15 protein-coding genes and 1 tRNA gene are annotated in these 17,367 nt (G+C 34.3%); 7 read left to right on the forward strand and 9 right to left on the reverse strand.

The genetic code is table 11. The features are described from left to right. Positions 1-103 precede the first annotated feature (103 nt). From C6H08_RS07980 to C6H08_RS12045, 3 genes are read left to right on the forward strand one after another with little or no spacing between them, the layout of a single operon-like run. Positions 104-1,171, forward strand: a complete 1,068-nt coding sequence (locus tag C6H08_RS07980; protein WP_233708538.1) for an AAA family ATPase — start codon at positions 104-106, stop codon at positions 1,169-1,171. 8 nt (positions 1,172-1,179) lie between these two features. Continuing rightward, positions 1,180-2,271 carry an FtsK/SpoIIIE domain-containing protein gene (locus tag C6H08_RS07985; RefSeq protein WP_233708539.1) on the forward strand — a complete coding sequence of 364 codons (1,092 nt, stop codon included), beginning with the start codon at positions 1,180-1,182 and terminating at the stop codon, positions 2,269-2,271. A gap of 12 nt (positions 2,272-2,283) precedes the next feature. Continuing rightward, positions 2,284-2,652 (forward strand): hypothetical protein, encoded by a 369-nt coding sequence (locus tag C6H08_RS12045; RefSeq protein WP_233708540.1) that lies wholly within the window; start codon positions 2,284-2,286, stop codon positions 2,650-2,652. Between the two features lie 89 nt (positions 2,653-2,741). On the opposite strand, the gene C6H08_RS07990 is transcribed toward C6H08_RS12045, so the two are convergent. The 3 genes from C6H08_RS07990 to C6H08_RS08000 form a co-directional block, all read right to left on the reverse strand. Beyond that, entirely contained in the window at positions 2,742-3,833 is a 1,092-nt protein-coding gene (locus C6H08_RS07990; RefSeq protein ID WP_104686165.1) for a radical SAM protein, read from the reverse strand. Positions 3,834-4,096: 263 nt separating this feature from the next. Further along, a complete protein-coding gene (gltX, locus tag C6H08_RS07995) occupies positions 4,097-5,542 on the reverse strand; it encodes a glutamate--tRNA ligase (RefSeq protein ID WP_034564989.1) in 1,446 nt (481 codons plus the stop codon). A 284-nt stretch (positions 5,543-5,826) separates the two neighbouring features. Next, the gene (locus C6H08_RS08000; RefSeq protein ID WP_034564987.1) at positions 5,827-6,480 is read right to left on the reverse strand and encodes a carbonic anhydrase; all 654 of its coding nucleotides are present in this window, start codon (positions 6,478-6,480) and stop codon (positions 5,827-5,829) included. Positions 6,481-6,573: 93 nt separating this feature from the next. On the opposite strand from C6H08_RS08000, the gene C6H08_RS08005 reads away from it, so the two are divergent. Further along, on the forward strand, positions 6,574-7,242 hold the full coding sequence (locus tag C6H08_RS08005) for a DedA family protein (RefSeq protein WP_034579384.1): 669 nt from the start codon (positions 6,574-6,576) through the stop codon (positions 7,240-7,242). 298 nt (positions 7,243-7,540) lie between these two features. Further along, a complete protein-coding gene (htpG, locus tag C6H08_RS08010) occupies positions 7,541-9,379 on the forward strand; it encodes a molecular chaperone HtpG (protein ID WP_104686166.1) in 1,839 nt (612 codons plus the stop codon). A 216-nt stretch (positions 9,380-9,595) separates the two neighbouring features. On the opposite strand, the gene C6H08_RS08015 is transcribed toward htpG, so the two are convergent. The 6 genes from C6H08_RS08015 to mraY form a co-directional block, all read right to left on the reverse strand. Beyond that, a tRNA-Met gene (locus C6H08_RS08015) sits at positions 9,596-9,673 on the reverse strand. A gap of 336 nt (positions 9,674-10,009) precedes the next feature. Then, on the reverse strand, positions 10,010-10,711 hold the full coding sequence (gene ung / locus C6H08_RS08020; protein WP_034564028.1) for a uracil-DNA glycosylase: 702 nt from the start codon (positions 10,709-10,711) through the stop codon (positions 10,010-10,012). Between the two features lie 2 nt (positions 10,712-10,713). After that, complete coding sequence (locus C6H08_RS08025; RefSeq protein ID WP_005219346.1) at positions 10,714-11,355, reverse strand: hypothetical protein; 642 nt, start codon at positions 11,353-11,355, stop codon at positions 10,714-10,716. A gap of 271 nt (positions 11,356-11,626) precedes the next feature. Next, positions 11,627-12,307 carry an acid response regulator transcription factor ArsR gene (gene arsR / locus C6H08_RS08030; RefSeq protein WP_005219348.1) on the reverse strand — a complete coding sequence of 227 codons (681 nt, stop codon included), beginning with the start codon at positions 12,305-12,307 and terminating at the stop codon, positions 11,627-11,629. 122 nt (positions 12,308-12,429) lie between these two features. Then, positions 12,430-13,158: a hypothetical protein gene (locus C6H08_RS08035; protein WP_034579381.1), complete on the reverse strand. Its 729-nt coding sequence runs from the start codon at positions 13,156-13,158 to the stop codon at positions 12,430-12,432. A 164-nt stretch (positions 13,159-13,322) separates the two neighbouring features. Further along, positions 13,323-14,381, reverse strand: coding sequence for a phospho-N-acetylmuramoyl-pentapeptide-transferase (mraY, locus tag C6H08_RS08040; protein WP_034564034.1), 1,059 nt, complete (start codon positions 14,379-14,381; stop codon positions 13,323-13,325). A gap of 214 nt (positions 14,382-14,595) precedes the next feature. Here mraY and C6H08_RS08045 point away from each other — a divergent pair, with 214 nt between their 5' ends. Together C6H08_RS08045 and C6H08_RS08050 are read left to right on the forward strand one after the other, a co-directional pair. Beyond that, on the forward strand, positions 14,596-15,657 hold the full coding sequence (locus C6H08_RS08045) for a glycosyltransferase family 2 protein (RefSeq protein WP_034564037.1): 1,062 nt from the start codon (positions 14,596-14,598) through the stop codon (positions 15,655-15,657). A gap of 146 nt (positions 15,658-15,803) precedes the next feature. After that, on the forward strand, positions 15,804-17,288 hold the full coding sequence (locus tag C6H08_RS08050; RefSeq protein ID WP_034579886.1) for a hypothetical protein: 1,485 nt from the start codon (positions 15,804-15,806) through the stop codon (positions 17,286-17,288). Positions 17,289-17,367 lie beyond the last annotated feature (79 nt).

The following is a 17,367-nucleotide window of genomic DNA, read 5'->3' on the forward strand; positions in this document are numbered from 1 at the left end:
TGCTGAAAATAATCTTGCTAAAACAAAAAATAATCTCAAAGAGAGTTTAAAATATGTTGTAAGCACAGCTAATAGTGAGCTTACACAATCACTTCAGCAATATATGCAAACCTTGCAAGAATCTGTGCGTAATGATGATATAGGTGGTTATAATAGGATTGTGAAAAAAGCACAAGGGGACTTACTAAAAAACATTATCGCACAGCATAAAAAGGTAGGTAGTGATGAGAATAAGATCGAGAGATTATATGATTTTGTCCTTGAAATTTTAGATAAGATTCCACAAACAATAAATGCTGATAATCTCCCAAAATCCTATATCCCATACAATAGAATCCATAACATTGAGACTTCCATCACTTACACAAAACATACTACACTTATAAAAGACATATATGAAGCAAAGGATTTGAAAAAAGAGATAAAAGCTATTGTTGATATATTAAATGAACTAAATATTGATGAAGATAAGAAAATCCAGCAAGAAAGTTTGCAAGAAGAAATTAAGGCATATAAAGAGGAGTTAGCACAGAAAAATAAAGAACTTGCAGAAGAGCAACAAAGAAAGCTAGAGCTTAATAACAAAATAGAATCTTTAGAGAAAGAAAAGTCCCTGCTTTATGCAAGGATAAATACAGAGCGAATTAACAAAAAACTTAAAATCTTAGAATCCTTACAACATATTATCACAGAGTACAAAGAGCAGCTTATAGAAACGCTAAGAGAAGAGCTGTGTCGTGGCATAAAGGAAAGCTATAAGACATTATTGCCAAATGATAATATTGTATCTGTGGAGATGGGGCAGGATTTTGACATTACACTAAAAGATATTGATGGTAATGAGATTAGCGTAGCAAATCAGAGTAGCGGACAAAAGCAGATTCTAGCTATTGCTATCTTTTGGACACTAAGTAAGCTATCCCACTCTACAATACCACTCATTATTGATACGCCACTTGCAAGGATTGATGCTACAAATCGCCAAAGGATTATACAAAACTATTATGCTAAAGGTCATCAAGTGATAGTCCTGCCACATAATGGCGAAATGGGATTAAAAGAATATGAGTATGCAAAGCCCTATATCGCTGGACTTTATAAGATTGATAATAGTGAAGATAGAGGACACGCAAAAATTAAAAGTGTGCAAGATTCTAGTGAATTATTTTAGGAGTGAATATGGCAGATTTTTACACAAATCAAACTGAAGAGAATCTCATCTATCGTGTGATAAAAGAGGGCTTAGGCTTTGAGTCTGAAAATGAGATTCCAAAATATCTTATCCTGCGTTTAGCCATAGCCCTAGCGTTGCGATTAAAACCTTTGCCACTAGATTCTACTCTTTGGCAGGAGAGGCAATTAAATGGAAGCAGGGGGAAAGAATATCATTTAGAACAACTCACAGGAAAAGATAAAGGTGAAAATGAAGATATGGATCTTTTATATCGGGCTTTGCTTACAGAGAAATTTCACGATTATTTAAAGGCTGACTTGTTTAGTGATGATAAGGCTTATATTAACTTGCTTGGCAAAAATATACAAAGGGGACTTTTTGAGATATATCACTCGTGGAAAAATAATGACTGCTTTTATCAATGGTGTAAGGATAATTTAGGCTTTCATTTACAAAAAGAAGACTTTACGCAGTCTGGCACAGATTCTGCAAATACACAAGATTCTACACTTTTTGCAGAGATAGAATCCTATTTTACGAAACATAATATTACCCTTACACATTTAGAAACACTAAATTCTTATAGACATAGAATCTGCAAGGTTGAGGTAAAAGACCCGCTTAAAATACAAAGCTTTGAAACACAGGCAAAATACCTTGATAAAACGACTACATTATCTAATGTGAAAATCACTTCTTGTAAGGGCTTAGCAAGGACTTATCATATTGAAGTAGAAAAAAAGGATTCTGAGTGGAACTATCCTAGCAAAATAGAGATTGAAAATGCTTTCTCTTTATTGCCATCGCAAGGATATAAACTGCCTATTTTTGCGGGATTTGACATAGAGAAAAAGCCCTTTTATTTTGACTTAGTAAAAGAAGCACATTTAATTGTCGCGGGGAAAACAGGTAGCGGAAAAACGATATTATTGCAAAGCATAATACATTCTCTTTTATTGAGTAATAAAGCAGAAATTGTGGTGATAGACCCAAAACTAGGCATTGATTATCAAATCTTTGGCGATAAAATAAGGCTTATTACAGAGAGTGAAGAAGCGTGTGAGTTTTTAGATGATTTGATAGAAGAGATGAAATAGCGAAATGAGCGTATGGTAACAGCAAAAGTAAGTGATATAGAATCGCTTGACTTGACATATAAGATTGTTTTTGTTGAAGAGCTAAATTTTGTGATTAGGGATAATAAAGAGATTGAGAAAAAACTTGCAAAAAATATGTTTATCGTGCGTCAAGCAGGGATTCACATCATACTTGGTATGCAAAATCCAGATTCAAAAAATCTAAGTAGCGATTTACGAAATAGTGCTAGTCGCATAGCTTTATGTGTAGCTAAGGCAGAAAACTCTAGAGTGATACTTGGTGAAAGTGGAGCTGAAAAACTGAGTGGTAAAGGCGATATGTTAATCAAGCTAGATGGTGCAAGCAGCCCAAAACGAGTGTTTGGTGTAAAGATTGATTGATGATTCTATTTTACAATATTCTATGCTTTATGAAAAAATAGAAAAATCTATCGTTTCATTTTTAAAAAGAGATTCTACGCATTGCAATGCTAAGTATTATCTGACTCTAGTTTTAATATAGAATCTGTTTGCACTGCGATTGGAATATGTTCTTTTTCTAGCCACATATCATGGCAGTAATCACACGCTTTAAAAAAATCTTGTGCGTAAAAATCTACAATCCTTTGTCTAAGATTAGAATCTGAAAGATTGATAAAATCCCCTTGAAATTCTCTCAAACCTTTAAGACGAGAAAGAGAACTTGCAATGGGACATATAAACAAAGCACCATCTGGGGCAATGCTTGTTTCAGATTCTATTGTCTCTTTTGTGCTATCACGCCTTATGCCTTCACTACTCATGAGACTAACGCAAGGCATCATACAGGCTTTAAAGTTGCGTATGATATCCTCATTTGTGCGACCTCTCTTATAGATTTTGCCCGGATTCCACCACGATGAGTTCTTATCCGTCCAAATTACATAGTATGGAATCTTATGGGTTTTTAGTTGATCTATAAGGCTTTCTTGCTTCAATGGGACTTTTAGATTCGGTGATCTGCTGTAATCTGATATGCAAACTATCGCATTAGGACAATCCTTTAATGCAGCAAGGGATTTATCGTTAAAGATTCTTGTGCCATTTGTAACAATGTTAAAACTTCTTACTTTCTTTTCTCGTCCAAGATATGTAATCACTTTATCAAGATCTTTAAACAATAGCGGCTCTCCACCGATAATACGAACACTATGTATAGAATCTATGGCAGCAAAAAACTTATCTAGTGATTGCTTGATGCCCTCATAAGTGCAAGTGTATTGATTTTTTGAATCAAAATATTGCATAAGATTATTGCAAGATTCACAACGCAAAGTGCATTTTGTAGTTAATACAAGCTCAATATATGGTATATCTACTTTGCCAAGTTTTACGCGTTTTTTGTAATATGAACGGATAAATTTCATTGCGATATTTTCAAGTTTTTTATCCAGTTTATGCTTTTTCCATGCAACATATTGAGAGAGTGTTGAAAAGAATTGTGATGGATTCTGTTTTATATCTTTTTTAACCTGTTTGAAGCTAATGTATGAGTATTTGCTTGATACTTCACTTCTTCTGCGTGCTTTTCCCACAAGATACATGCAGAGTGCATGTATTATGCGTTTTGGCTCTTTTTTTATTTGTTCTTTTGTTTGCTTGAATTTAAAGTGTTTGCAGTATTCCCCAAAATGATATACATTGTGTCCTATATATCGTGCTTTAAAGGTTTCTTCATCTCTATGGGGGGGGGGGGGGTGATTGTTGTCATATTGTTCCTTAAATAATGATATTGCAATTGTGTTATTATAATAAAGATTTCATTATATTGCAATATTGCATTTTTATAGCAAAACAATAAATACACCTAATTTTGCTTTGCAAACTTTATTAGATTCTGTATTCTTTTAATACTCTCATCTTTATCTAAAATGCAAAGACATGCACCCAAATCAATGCCACCCTTTTGTCCTAAAAGCCCAAGTCTTAAGGCTTGCATAAATATGCTAGGTTTTATTGCGAATGTATTTGCAATATTATTTGCATGTTCTTGTATGAGAGATTTTGTGCTATCTATATTTAGTGTTGCATTTTGTAATTTATCTATAAATTGACTTAAGGCTTGTTCTAAAATCGCCTTAGTATCTTGTGTGAATAGCTTATCATACAAGGCTTTATCATAGCTTGCTTGTTGTGATTTATTCATGTTTTCACTCTCAAGTGTTAAAGGCGTATTAAGGATTTGTGCGATTGCATTTCTCATGCTTATAAGATCATTTACACGCGTTTTTAACTCGTTTAAGAGTATGTTTTTTCTCTCATTGGGTAGGGTTTCTAGAATCTCCACATTAAGCAATTGCATTAACTTTTCATTATCCATTGCCTTAATGTATTCTGCGTTTAGCCAATATAGCTTTGAGAAGTTACAGCCTGAAGGATTGCTATTAATCCTGTGTGGATCAAAACACTCAATCATTTCTTGCAAACTAAAGATTTCCTTATCACCATGCCCATACCCAAGCTTAAATAAGAAGTTCAGCAAAGCCTCTGGCAAGACCCCGCTATCTCTATATTCTAATACAGATAACGCCCCATCTCTTTTGCTTAGTTTTTTACCCTGTTCGTTACAAATCATAGGGATATGATAGAATCTTGGTATATCAAAGCCTAATGCCTTATACACAAGTAGTTGCTTTGGCGTGTTTGAGATATGATCATCACCGCGTATAATATCTGTAATCCCGCTTAGTGCATCATCAATAGCAACGACAAAATTATAAGTCGGCGTGCCATCACTGCGTAAAATCACAAAGTCATCTAACTCACTCGCTTGAAAGCTAATATTCCCTTTCACACCATCTTCAAAGCTAATAACGCCCTCTAGCGGGGCTTTAATACGCACACAAGGAGCTATATCCTTTGGGACTTCACCGATAAAATCCCTGTATTTACGACTGCAATTTGCATGATTTGCCCCCTTATTTTGTGTCCGCATAGCCGCTAACTCATCTTTTGTGAGATAGCAATGATAGGCGTGTTTAGAATCTAAAAGCTTTTGTGCGTATTGCTGATAAATTTGTGTTCGCTCACTTTGAAAAAGCATAGGACTATCATACTCTAACCCCACCCATTTAAATGCCTCTAAGATTCCATCAAGTGCTTCCTTGCTATTTCTCTCTGTGTCTGTATCTTCTATGCGTAATAAAAATTTACCATTTTTTGCTCTTGCGTGTAGATAGCTATATAATGCGGTGCGTAATCCACCGATATGTAAATGCCCTGTTGGCGATGGTGCAAATCTTGTTGTAATCATATTTTCCCTTTTATGTTTGGAATCTTTTACAAATGAATCTAAAATTATAATTTATTTTTGATAAATAGGGGGAGATAAGTGTATTTTGCGTTTCTGAACTTGGGCAGAATATTGAATATTTATAAAATAAAGCTAGTCAATATCTAAAAATTACTTTGCGTTTATAGATAGATTCTATATCCTTGAAAGAACATTAAGGCTAATCTGTATAAGATTCTATATTTAGGTCGCTAGTCTTTATAATCTACACGGCATTAGTAACTATTATGTCAAACAAAATTTATTTATTCACTTTTCAGTGTATTATCCCCAACGATAGGTTTAAACTCGCGTGTGATGAGATTATAGTTTAGAATCTGTCCATTCATAATGTTGTAATACCAACCATAGATTTGCAATTCTCCACGATTAAAACGCTTTTCTACAAATGGATAGCTTAAGAGATTATGAAGCTGTTGTTGGATATTTTGCAATTCTGTGAGCCAAATGCGTTTATGCTCACTCTCTGGTTGCATGGTTTCAACTTTTTCTATTGTTGGGTTTAAAAGCTCAAGCCATTTTTTTACATAAGGCATTTCATTTAGCATATCGTGGTTATAGACCGCCGCACATGCCCCACAATTACTATGCCCACACACAATAATATTTTTCACTTTAAGCTTACAAATAGAGTATTCAATCGATGAAGTGGTAGCAAGATAGCCCTCCATCATCTCGTTATTTTCATCTTTAAATGGCGGTATTAAATTGCCAATATTTCGCACAACATAAAGCTCACCGGGCTTTGAATGCGTGAGTCTGTTTGGATCGATTCTAGAATCTACACAGGTAATAAAAAGCGTGTGTGGTTTATTTTCCTGCAAACTTTTAAAAAAGGCTTTTTCATTATTATAATCTTCTTCATAAAATTTTATTGCACCTTGAAAGAGTTCGTTCATATCCTGCCTTAATTAAGAGTTTTTGCCTATTTGCAATTATACAAAATGTTTCTATATAATGCAATTTTTAGTTTGATTGCACAAAGAGAGATAATGATACATACTATTATACACACCATTCTTGACATTATAGAATCTTTTGGATATTTTGGCATTTTTATTTTCATGGCGATAGAATCAAGTGTGCTGCCCCTGCCTAGTGAAGTGGTGATGATACCTGCTGGTTATCTCGTGTGGGAGGGTAAGATGAATCCTGTATTAGCCATTCTTGCGGGGACTTTTGGTAGCCTTGCTGGTGCATTATGTAATTATTTTATAGCCATAAAAATAGGAAGAATCTTTGTTATAAAATATGGAAAATACTTTTTTATGAAAGAAAAAAGCCTTGTTACAACAGAGAAATTTTTTAATAAGCATGGAGAGATTAGCACTTTTATAGGTCGGCTTATCCCTGTTGTAAGGCATTATATCTCTTTACCTGCAGGACTTGCTAAGATGAATCTAGTGCGTTTTAGCATTTTTACACTCATTGGGGCTGGTATTTGGGTGAGTATTTTGACGGGGTTTGGATATTGGCTTGGCGATACTTTTAGTGGGATTGATATTAATGAAATTGTGGATACATTTGGCAGAGGTGAGCTTGATTCTACACAGCAAGATATTAAGGCGAAAATGCGTCTTATTGTAGTTGTGGTGCTTGGCTTTGTGTGTATATGTGCTTTGATATATATGTGGTTTATGCGTAAGAGAAAACAGAAATAAATCCTTGTCGCTGCGTTTAAATCACTCAATTTAGGCTTTGTAAGCCCTGCTTAAGAAATCTTAATACTGCATTTGAAGCTTTACACAGAATTCATTTGAATCTAAAATAACAAAACATCATTAAATCTCTACAAAATAGCCCTGCCTTATAGAAACATAGCAGTATATTATAATTAATGACTAAAAAAACATTATATCAATATACTAATTAAAGTTAATAATATTGACTAAAGGTTGTATTTATTTATCAAACTTATGTTATAATTGCTAACTCAAAATATGAAATTAGGAGTTTAATATGGCAAAAAAAGCATTTCAAACAGAAATCAAGCAATTACTTGATTTAATGATACATTCTCTTTATTCTAATAAAGAAATATTCTTACGAGAACTTATCTCAAATGCAAGTGATGCTCTCGATAAGCTAAATCATCTCACACTAAGCGATGATGCGTATAAAAGCCTTGTGTTTAATCCAAGAATTACTATTAGCTTTGATAGTGAAAAAAAGATTCTAAAAATCGCTGATAATGGTATCGGTATGAATGAAGATGACCTAAACAATCATCTTGGCACGATAGCAAAAAGTGGCACAAAAAGCTTTTTAGAGAATCTAAGTGGCGATAAAAAGAAAGATTCTAATCTTATTGGGCAGTTTGGTGTGGGCTTTTACTCAAGCTTTATGGTAGCCGAAAAAGTGGTCGTCAATACGAAAAAGGCACTCGATACAAAGGCATACACATGGATAAGTAGTGGCGATGGCGAATATGAGATTCTAGAATCAAGTAAAGAGGACTTCGGCACAGAAATCACGCTTTACCTCAAAGATGATGCAAAAGAGTATTGCAATAAATGGAGTATTGAAGATGTGATTAAGCGATATTCAAATCACATTCAATTCCCTATATTTTTGCAATACACAGAAGAGAAAAAAGAAGAGGGCAAAGAAGAGACTATTAAGGAAGAAAAAGAAGACCAAGTCAATAAAGCAAAAGCCCTTTGGACTATGTCAAAAAGCGAGTTAAAAAAAGAGGATTATGAAGACTTTTTTGGCACACTTGCCTATGATAAGGAAAAGCCTATAAGCTACATACACACTCACGCAGAAGGGAAACTGCAGTATAAAAGCCTATTTTATATCCCCGCAACACCGCCATTTGATATGCAAAGAATGGATTATAAATCACATGTGAAGCTATATGTAAAACGCGTGTTTATAACCGATGATGATAAAGAATTGCTGCCTTCATATTTGCGATTTATACATGGGATAATTGATAGCGATGACTTACCACTCAATGTAAGCAGAGAGATATTGCAAGAAAATAAGATTCTAGAACAAATCAAAAGTGCATCAGTTAAAAAAGTATTAAGCATGATAGAATCTCTCATAAAAGATGAAGCAAAATATAAAGATTTTTATACAAAATATGGCAAGGTGCTAAAAGAGGGGCTATATGGCGATTATGAAAATAAAGAGAAGCTATTGCAACTTATGCGTGCGTATTCGCTGAAAAAGGGCGAGTATATAAGCCTTAAAGCCTATAAAGAAGCAATGCTTGCAGAGCAAAAAGGTATATTCTATGCAATAGGCAAGGATTTAGAAACGCTGAAAAATAATCCTGTGTTAGAGAAATTTAAAGACTATGATGTGCTTTTATTTGCCGATGAGGTGGATAACTTTGTCATTCCTACAATTGGCGAGTTTGATGGCACAAAGCTGCTTGATATTAATAGCAAAGAGGCAAGCGAGGGTATCAAAAGTGAGATTAGTGAAGAGCAAAAGAAAGCTTTTGAAACTCTTATAGAATCTTTTAAAGGGCTAGATGGTGTAAATGAAGTAAATCTTAGCGATAGTCTTACTTCACCTTTAGCACTCACTGATGAGGGCATGCAAAATAGCTATATGGAACAAATCATGCGACAAATGGGGCAAGAAATGCCAGAACCAAAAAAGAATGTAGAGATTAACATAAACCATGAATTGATACAAAAAATTAAAGATATGCCTAAGGATTTACGCGATAAATACTGCCTTATACTCTTTAATGGTGCAAAAATACTTGAGGGGCAAAGCCTAAAAGATTCTAAAAGCTATGTTGATAGCGTGCATGAAATGCTGTTAAAGAGTATTTAGTGTTGTAATTATTGGAGAGGATATTATTTTAATGTGTGTTTAGAATCTAGTAAGATTTTACACACAATCCTACATTATGTAATTTTTGCATTTGCGAAATGATCTATCTATTGATAATATTTATCCATTAAGACTTTACAAAAAAAACTTACTGCTGAAATAAAACTGAAATGATTTTATGATTCATAAAAATTAATAAGAGATTATGCAGACACATGGTGTCAAGGGGGGGACTTGAACCCCCGACCTCCGGCTTATGAGACCAGCGCTCTAAACCAGCTGAGCTACCCTGACATTTAGAGAAAGCGTATTATAGCACAATAATATATACAAAGTCAAGTCCCTTGACTTTGAAGCATTTATGAGATTTATATATTTTGATTATATTTTCTCATATAAGGAATTAATATAGTATTTTGGGTGGGACTATAACATATTTTAAGTTTTTGCACAATGCTGCATAAATTGCTAAAACATGCAACATAGAAATAAGTGAGGGTAACAATATATAAAATTAATTTATGCAATGTTTTTAACAAAATACTAAGGGATTTATCTATGTGTGTATATACCACATGATTCATAAAACTATTTTTAGCTTTTTTATAGATGTATAGGATTTTAAAGCCTTTAAATAATACGCCAATCCATAGGCATTTTACCCATATCTTGCAGAGCTTTATTTGCCTGCAAGAATACACCGCTGCCTACAAAACCCCTAGCAAGTGGGCTAGGATGTGGGGCTGTGATGATTGCGTGTTTTGTGCTATCGATTAGAGAGATTTTCTTTTTAGCAAAATTCCCCCATAGCATAAATACAATACCGCTAAAATGCGTTGAGAGAGCATAAATTACAGAATCTGTGAAAGTTTCCCAGCCAAAATGCTTATGCGAACCTGCCATGCCTTTTTGCACACTAAGGATAGCGTTAAGCAATAGCACACCTTTTGTAGCCCATTGTGTTAAATCACCATGATTTGGCATACAAATGCCTAGACTATTTTCAAGCTCTTTGTAAATATTTTTTAGACTAGGTGGTATTGGCACGACTTTTGGCACACTAAAGCTTAAGCCCATAGCCTGCGGTATTTCTCCATCTTGTGTAAAAATGCTACCATGATAGGGGTCCTGCCCTAAGATTACAATGCGAACAGATTCTGGCGGCGTGAGATTAAATGCGTTGAAAATCAGCTCATTTGGTGGAAATATCGCATTTTTGTGCGTTTGTAAAGCTTGTTTATAATGCTTTATGATTTCTAAAAAATAGGGTTTGCTAAACTCATCTTTAAGTAGATTAACCCATTGTGGTGAAAGTGTTTTGGGTATCAACATGATTAATGATTAGAACTCAAAGAGCCATTATAGATATACTGCACAGGTTTGCGAAACTCCATTCTTGACACGGTGTCATTAATCAAGTTTGTAAAGACATGTAAATCTGTGTATTGTCCGCTATCAACGGCTGCATTCCCTGCTACATACAGCACCCTAGTCTTTTTATACACATCATACCAATCAAATGCTACGCGATAAGCATCACGCACAACTCGCTTTGTGTTTTTCTTTGTAGATTCTCCATTTTTTGTATCAATACTACATGAAGGGACACCATTTATCACATTACAAACACCTGTTGCATTAAATGTATATTGATAGTTACTTGCTGGATCTAACTGCTCCTTAGCAACGCGAATGTAGATCACATTTCTAGCATAGGAAGTATCAATCTGCCCTTGCATATAGATATTATTGAATCCCCTTTTTTTAAAGGCTAGTAGTGCTTGTCCTGCATAGTATTTTGATGAAAGATCCCACGGGTCTGATACGATAATTGTCGGTGCATTTGTATCAAAATCATAGGTTGGCAACACGGTAGAATAATACTCTGCTTTATAGTTACCTTGAGAACAAGCTGCAAATATAAACGCAAGAAAAAGCAGTGATACAAATCTTATTGAAATAAAAAATCTTAACATCAAAATCCCTTAGATACAAAATCCTTATAGAATCTAAAATCATAAAAGCAAAAAAGATTCCAAGCAACCATAGAGAGTATGATAGCACAATAAAGCAAGTTTTATTCTTTGGTTATGAATCTTATCCACTCTAAAGTTCTTGCCATATTGAGACAATCCCTCTCACTTACCTTAAAAATGTCTATTTAAACCCACACTTTCAACATACATGGAAATATGCAAACTATCACACAACAAACATGCACATATTACATACTATACATTATAATCTTTATGCTTCTAACTTATAGCCGACACCACGCACAGAAATGATATATTGCGGATTTTTAGGATTCTCTTCTATCTTTGATCGTAATCTGCCGATAATAACATCAATGCTTTTATTTGAGCTTTCTGGATTAATAGACTCAGATTCAATAGCGATTGCTTCTCTACTGAAAACATGCCCTTTTTTACTGATAAGCAAGGTTAGAATCTCATATTCAGCCCTTGTTAAATCAAGCTTTTTATCTTTGAAAAACACTTCCCTTGTGTCCTTATCAATGGAGAATATCACAGATTTATCTGCTATCTTTTCTTCTGCCATTTTTTGTGAATAGCGACGGAGTAGGGACTGAATGCGCGCTACAAGCTCTTTTGGATCATAAGGCTTTGGGATATAGTCATCTGCACCGCTATCAAGGGCCTTTACCTTATCATTTACATCACTTCTTGCTGATGATATGATTATAGGAATGTTTTTTTGCTTTGCGACTTTTTTGCACACTTCGAGTCCATCAAGATTTGGCAAAGTAAGATCAAGTAATAAAAGATCAAAATGCTTTGTCGCAAGTGCTGACATGCCTGTATATGGCTCATCATAGTTTGTTACATGAATGTCATGTTGCTTCAGATAATCACTCAATACTTCGGCTAATTCAACATCGTCTTCAATCATTAAAATTTCTAACATTATACACCCCTGCTATTACTAGGTTTAAACAGCTTGTATTGTATAGTATATTTCATAAAAACCGCCTTAATTCCACAGAAACAGAATCTAGCATACTACGCTATTTAGGCATTAGCCTTCAATTATTTTGTTGTCCTTATGATATAAGGCACACCTTGCACACCTGCAGCAAGGCTCTCTTCTGAAATGCGTGTCATAAGATCATTATTGCCAACCTTTGGTGCATAGTCAGCACGAAATACCTTTTTTAATAACGCAATCTTTTGGTCTCTACTCTTAGCACTTTGCAATTCCTGATAATATCCAGCGGTTCTATTCTGTGCTTTTTGTCCTAATATACCCACCATTAATACTTCAAGATTTGCTTCTTTTAAATAGTCATCAAGGTGTGCTATTTCTTGCAAACAATAAGGGCAGGTGGTGTCTAAAACCATATATATGGTGTTTTTTGATGGCTTTGTAGATTCTATCTTTAATACTGAATTTGAATGTTTTTTAAATAAAGCTAATATTTTAGAATCTTTCATATCCTTATTATATTTATTCACCCCATCAATGCTAGCACGCAAAGCACTACCACTATTACTTGTCGCAATGCCCTCTGCTAAAGGGATAATGTAGCTACCATCTTTACTTACAAGTAGCGACATTCTCTCTTTATTTGGAGATTCTAAAATGATAACTGAAGCATCTTTTAATGGCTCTTGTGTATTGGAGATAACCTTAAAATCTAGCTTTGTATTTTCTTTTAAAAACTTCTGAACCACCTTGCTAGAATCTTGTGCCATCATGCTATGAGAAGTGAGACTTAAACCAAGCAGACCTAGTGAGATAAAATAAGATATCTTCATAATATTCCTTTTTTGTAATTTACAATGCGTAATTGTATAACGCATTTGTTAATTATCTAAAAAGTTTATATGTTTTAAGTCTGTTTATTTGTGTGTCGTGATTAAGAATTTAAGATTGCAAATCATTGTGCTTCGCACGATAGATAGGCTGGAAAGTTTCCAGCCTATCTAATCTTTAAGGTAATCAGTGCAATCAAGTTTGACAGAATAGCAATAATCCAAAATCGCACGATGATTTTATTCTCCGCCCAGCCTTTTGCTTCAAAATGATGATGGATTGGTGCCATTAAAAAGATTCTCTTCTGACGCAGTTTATAACTACCGATTTGCAAAATTACAGAAATAGTCTCAATCACAAAGATAGACCCCATAAGGATTAATAGAATCTCATTCTTTGACACAATGGCACAATATGCGATAAAGCCACCCAAAGCTAAACTCCCACTATCGCCCATAAAGACTTGTGCGGGATGGCAGTTATACCACAAAAAGCCAAAGAGTGCGCCTATCATCGCAAGGCTTAAAACCATAACTTCACCAGAATCTACAATGTGGGGCCAAAGCAGATATTTTGCCATTTCTACATTGCCGCCGACATACACAAATACGCTTAAAGATGCAAGCGCACAAATGCTAGGAATAGTCGCTAATCCATCGAGTCCATCGGTTACATTCACCGCATTTGTAGTCGCTAGAAATACAATCACCCAAAAAGCAATCATAAAATAAGATTCTAAAGTAATTAAGGGCTTTTTAAGCATGGGAATGTAAAAATCCGTGCTTAAGCCAGACATATACAGCCACACACTTAAAATGAGAGCCACACAGGCTAAAAGCAAAAATTTTGCTCTTGAACTCATACCTGCATTACTCTTTGCTGAAATCTTCATATAATCATCTCTTGCACCAATAAGCATGAAAGTAATAAGGCAGATTAGCCCGATTTGCACATAAGAATTGCTAAGATTTGCACAAAATAGACTTGATATAACCGCAGAAAATACAAACACCAAGCCACCCATAGTCGGCGTGTCTTTCTTATTTGCATGTGCTTTTATGGAAGAAGAAATGGGCTGACTAGCCTTTTTTGCCTTAGCCCATGCGATAAAAAGCGGCATACAATACACACTGAGTAAAAAGGCAATAAAAAAGGCTAAACCAGAACGAAAAGTAATGTATTTTAATAGTGTAATATTTAAGATTCCATGCAATTCATAAAACATAAACTTCCTTAATGTGTCGATAAAAGTTAAAATGGAATTCTACTATATTACTGCATGTTTGTGGTGTTTTCTCTTTATAAAAGATCAAATTGTTGTTCTAAAATTTTTTACATTGTAAATGGGTCGCCAATCTTATTAACAATAAATATACGAAGTTATTACTGACAATAATTTGATATAATACGCCCTATTTCATTCACATTGAGGATTTATTATGAAACTCTCGCTTGTTGTTCCCTGCTATAACGAACAAAAAAGTTTAGAATCTTTTAGCAAAGAGATTTTTAGCATTTTAGATTCTATCTCTAATGACCATAGCAATACTGCTCTTACATTTGAGTGTATTTTTGTAAATGATGGCAGCAAGGATAATACAATAGAATTGCTACTTGCCTTAAAGGCTATGCAGTCTTATTCCCCAAATGACAAAGATTTGGCAGTCCATAATGAAAACATTATAGAATCTAAGCAGCCTGTAACACAAAATTCTAATCCCTATAATCTCACTATGCCACCAAACAATTGTGAAATAAAAGTAATTGATTTTACACGCAATTTTGGCAAAGAAGCGGCTATGTATGCAGGGCTTAAAGAGAGTAGTGGGGATTGCGTTGTGATTATGGACGCTGATTTACAAGACCCACCGCTTTTATTGCCACAAATGTTTAAAAAATGGTTGCAAGATGAAGCAGATATAATCTATGCTAGACGCATTAATCGTGCAGGTGAAGGATTTATAAGATCAAGGCTTTCAGAAGGATTCTATACATTGCATAATCTTATCTCATCAGTGCATTTAGAATCTGGTGTGAGAGATTTTAGACTGCTTGATAGGCAAGTTGTAAATGCCCTGCTTTCCATGAGTGAATATCATAGATTCTCAAAGGCTATGTTTGAATGGGTGGGATTTAGAAAAATTGGCTTAGAATATGAGAATATTCCGCGTCATCAAGGCAGTAGTGGTTGGAGCTTATGGAAGCTTTTTAAATATAGTGTTGAAGGCTTTATTAGCTTTAGCACCATGCCTTTGCGTATTGCTTTTATACTTGGTTTTGTGATGAGTTTATTTAGTCTTGGTTATGGCTTGTATGCTATTATTGGTGCTTTGTGTTTTGGGAATGTTGTGCGTGGTTGGACTTCGCTTGTTGCTTTAATCGTATTTATTGGTGGTATGCAGCTTATCATTCTTGGAATCATTGGTGAATATATCGCTAGGATTTATGAGCAAGTAAAAAGGCGTCCAATTTATATCAAACGACATGATAGAAAAGCATAATCAAAAGATTCTCAATTGAGACACAAAAAGATTTGAAATTAAAGGGGACAAGTAAATGCAAAAATCAGTCGTGAATAAGTCATGGTTACTCATGGGGGGGGGGGTTACTTATCCTTCTTCTTTCACTTGGTATTAGAATCTACTTTTTGGAACAGAAAAAAGATGCACATGTTGATGAGATTCTATCAATCATATTGACTGAATATAACCAGTATGGTTGGGGTAAGCGTTTTGAAGAAGAGAAGGTATTTAGTAGCGATTCTGCAAAGCAGGGGTTGTTATGGAATGACCCTAGCATAAAAGGTGCGTTTCAAGATGTATATAAATTATGGAAAAACAATAGAGATGATCCACATACAAGTCTCTACTACATTATATTTCGTTTATGGCATATAGGCTACACAGATACAAATTTACAACATATATTTTATCGTGGCATAAGTTTAAATCTCGTATTTTTTCTTGTTGGATTTTATTGTGCTTATCGCATTGCTACGAAATTATTACAAAATGAATGGCTTGTTTTACTCTTTTTATCACTTGCATTTCTAAATCCTGCAAGCATAGGCAACACTTTGTTTATGCGACCTTATGCTTTGCAGGAAATGCTATTTCTAGCATTTTGTTTGGGCTTTGTTTGCATAGTTGAGAGATTAAAACTAGATTATCGCAAGTATAATTCATGGCGTTATTATGTTGTATTTGGATTTTTGAGTGCATTGCTGTTATCAAGTGGATATTTTGCTGTGCCGTTTGTATTATTGGTGTTTTTATGTGCTAGTTTATGGGAGCTAAAGTATTTTACAAGGGAGAAAAAATGGCAAATATTTTTTCCACTATCTCTTATTACTGCTGTTATATTTTGTTTTCTTTTATATACAAAATATTCTCGTGGATTCCGTGGTTCTCGCGGAGTGGAGGCAGGTGAAAAGCTAAACTTTACATATTTAAAAGAGAATCTGCTAAACAATACTGAAAATTTTTTCAATATCTTAAGCTTCAATCTTTCATGGATTATTTTAGGGATAATGTTGCTTGGATTATGTTTGGCACTCTTGTATCGCAAAAGATTGTGCTATAAGAAGGATTTATTTGTTATTTTCTTTGGAGTTTGTGCGTTTATTTGGTCGTATGCTGTTATTTATGTTGCCCCTTATAAAACCTTGCGTTATATTATGTCAATTTTTCCTATATTTTTATTATTATTGCCATTTGGGCTTTATATGATAAATACAGGTTTAAAAGTATGCAACATAAATAAATATTTGCGTAACACTCTTATTGGCATACTTGGTATATATTGTGTGTATGCAATAGTGCCAAAAGATAGCAGTAAAATTGAATTTATAAATTACCATATCACAGAATCCCAACCGCCAAGAGATGATAAGCAAATGATAGTCGTTGTATTGCAAGCCATGTATATGTATGCTAATATCCTGCCCTATTTGGATAAAGACATGATATTTTTAGATGACTGCACGAAACTATCTAGCATAATAGAAAAATATGGACACATTGAGCTTATAACAGATGAAGGTCAATGCAAACTAGATCAATATGATTCCAAAGCATATTGGAAGGCAGGAGGGTTGCAAAGCGTGATAGCGAATCAAAAAAGTTCTAACTAGCCCCATTAAAACTTAGCTAAAATCAAGCTTATAGCTTTTTATAAAGGCATTTTATAGAATCTTTTTATGCAATTAATAT

The sequence above is a fragment of the Helicobacter bilis genome, from assembly GCF_900198365.1.
Lineage (GTDB): Bacteria > Campylobacterota > Campylobacteria > Campylobacterales > Helicobacteraceae > Helicobacter_A > Helicobacter_A bilis_B.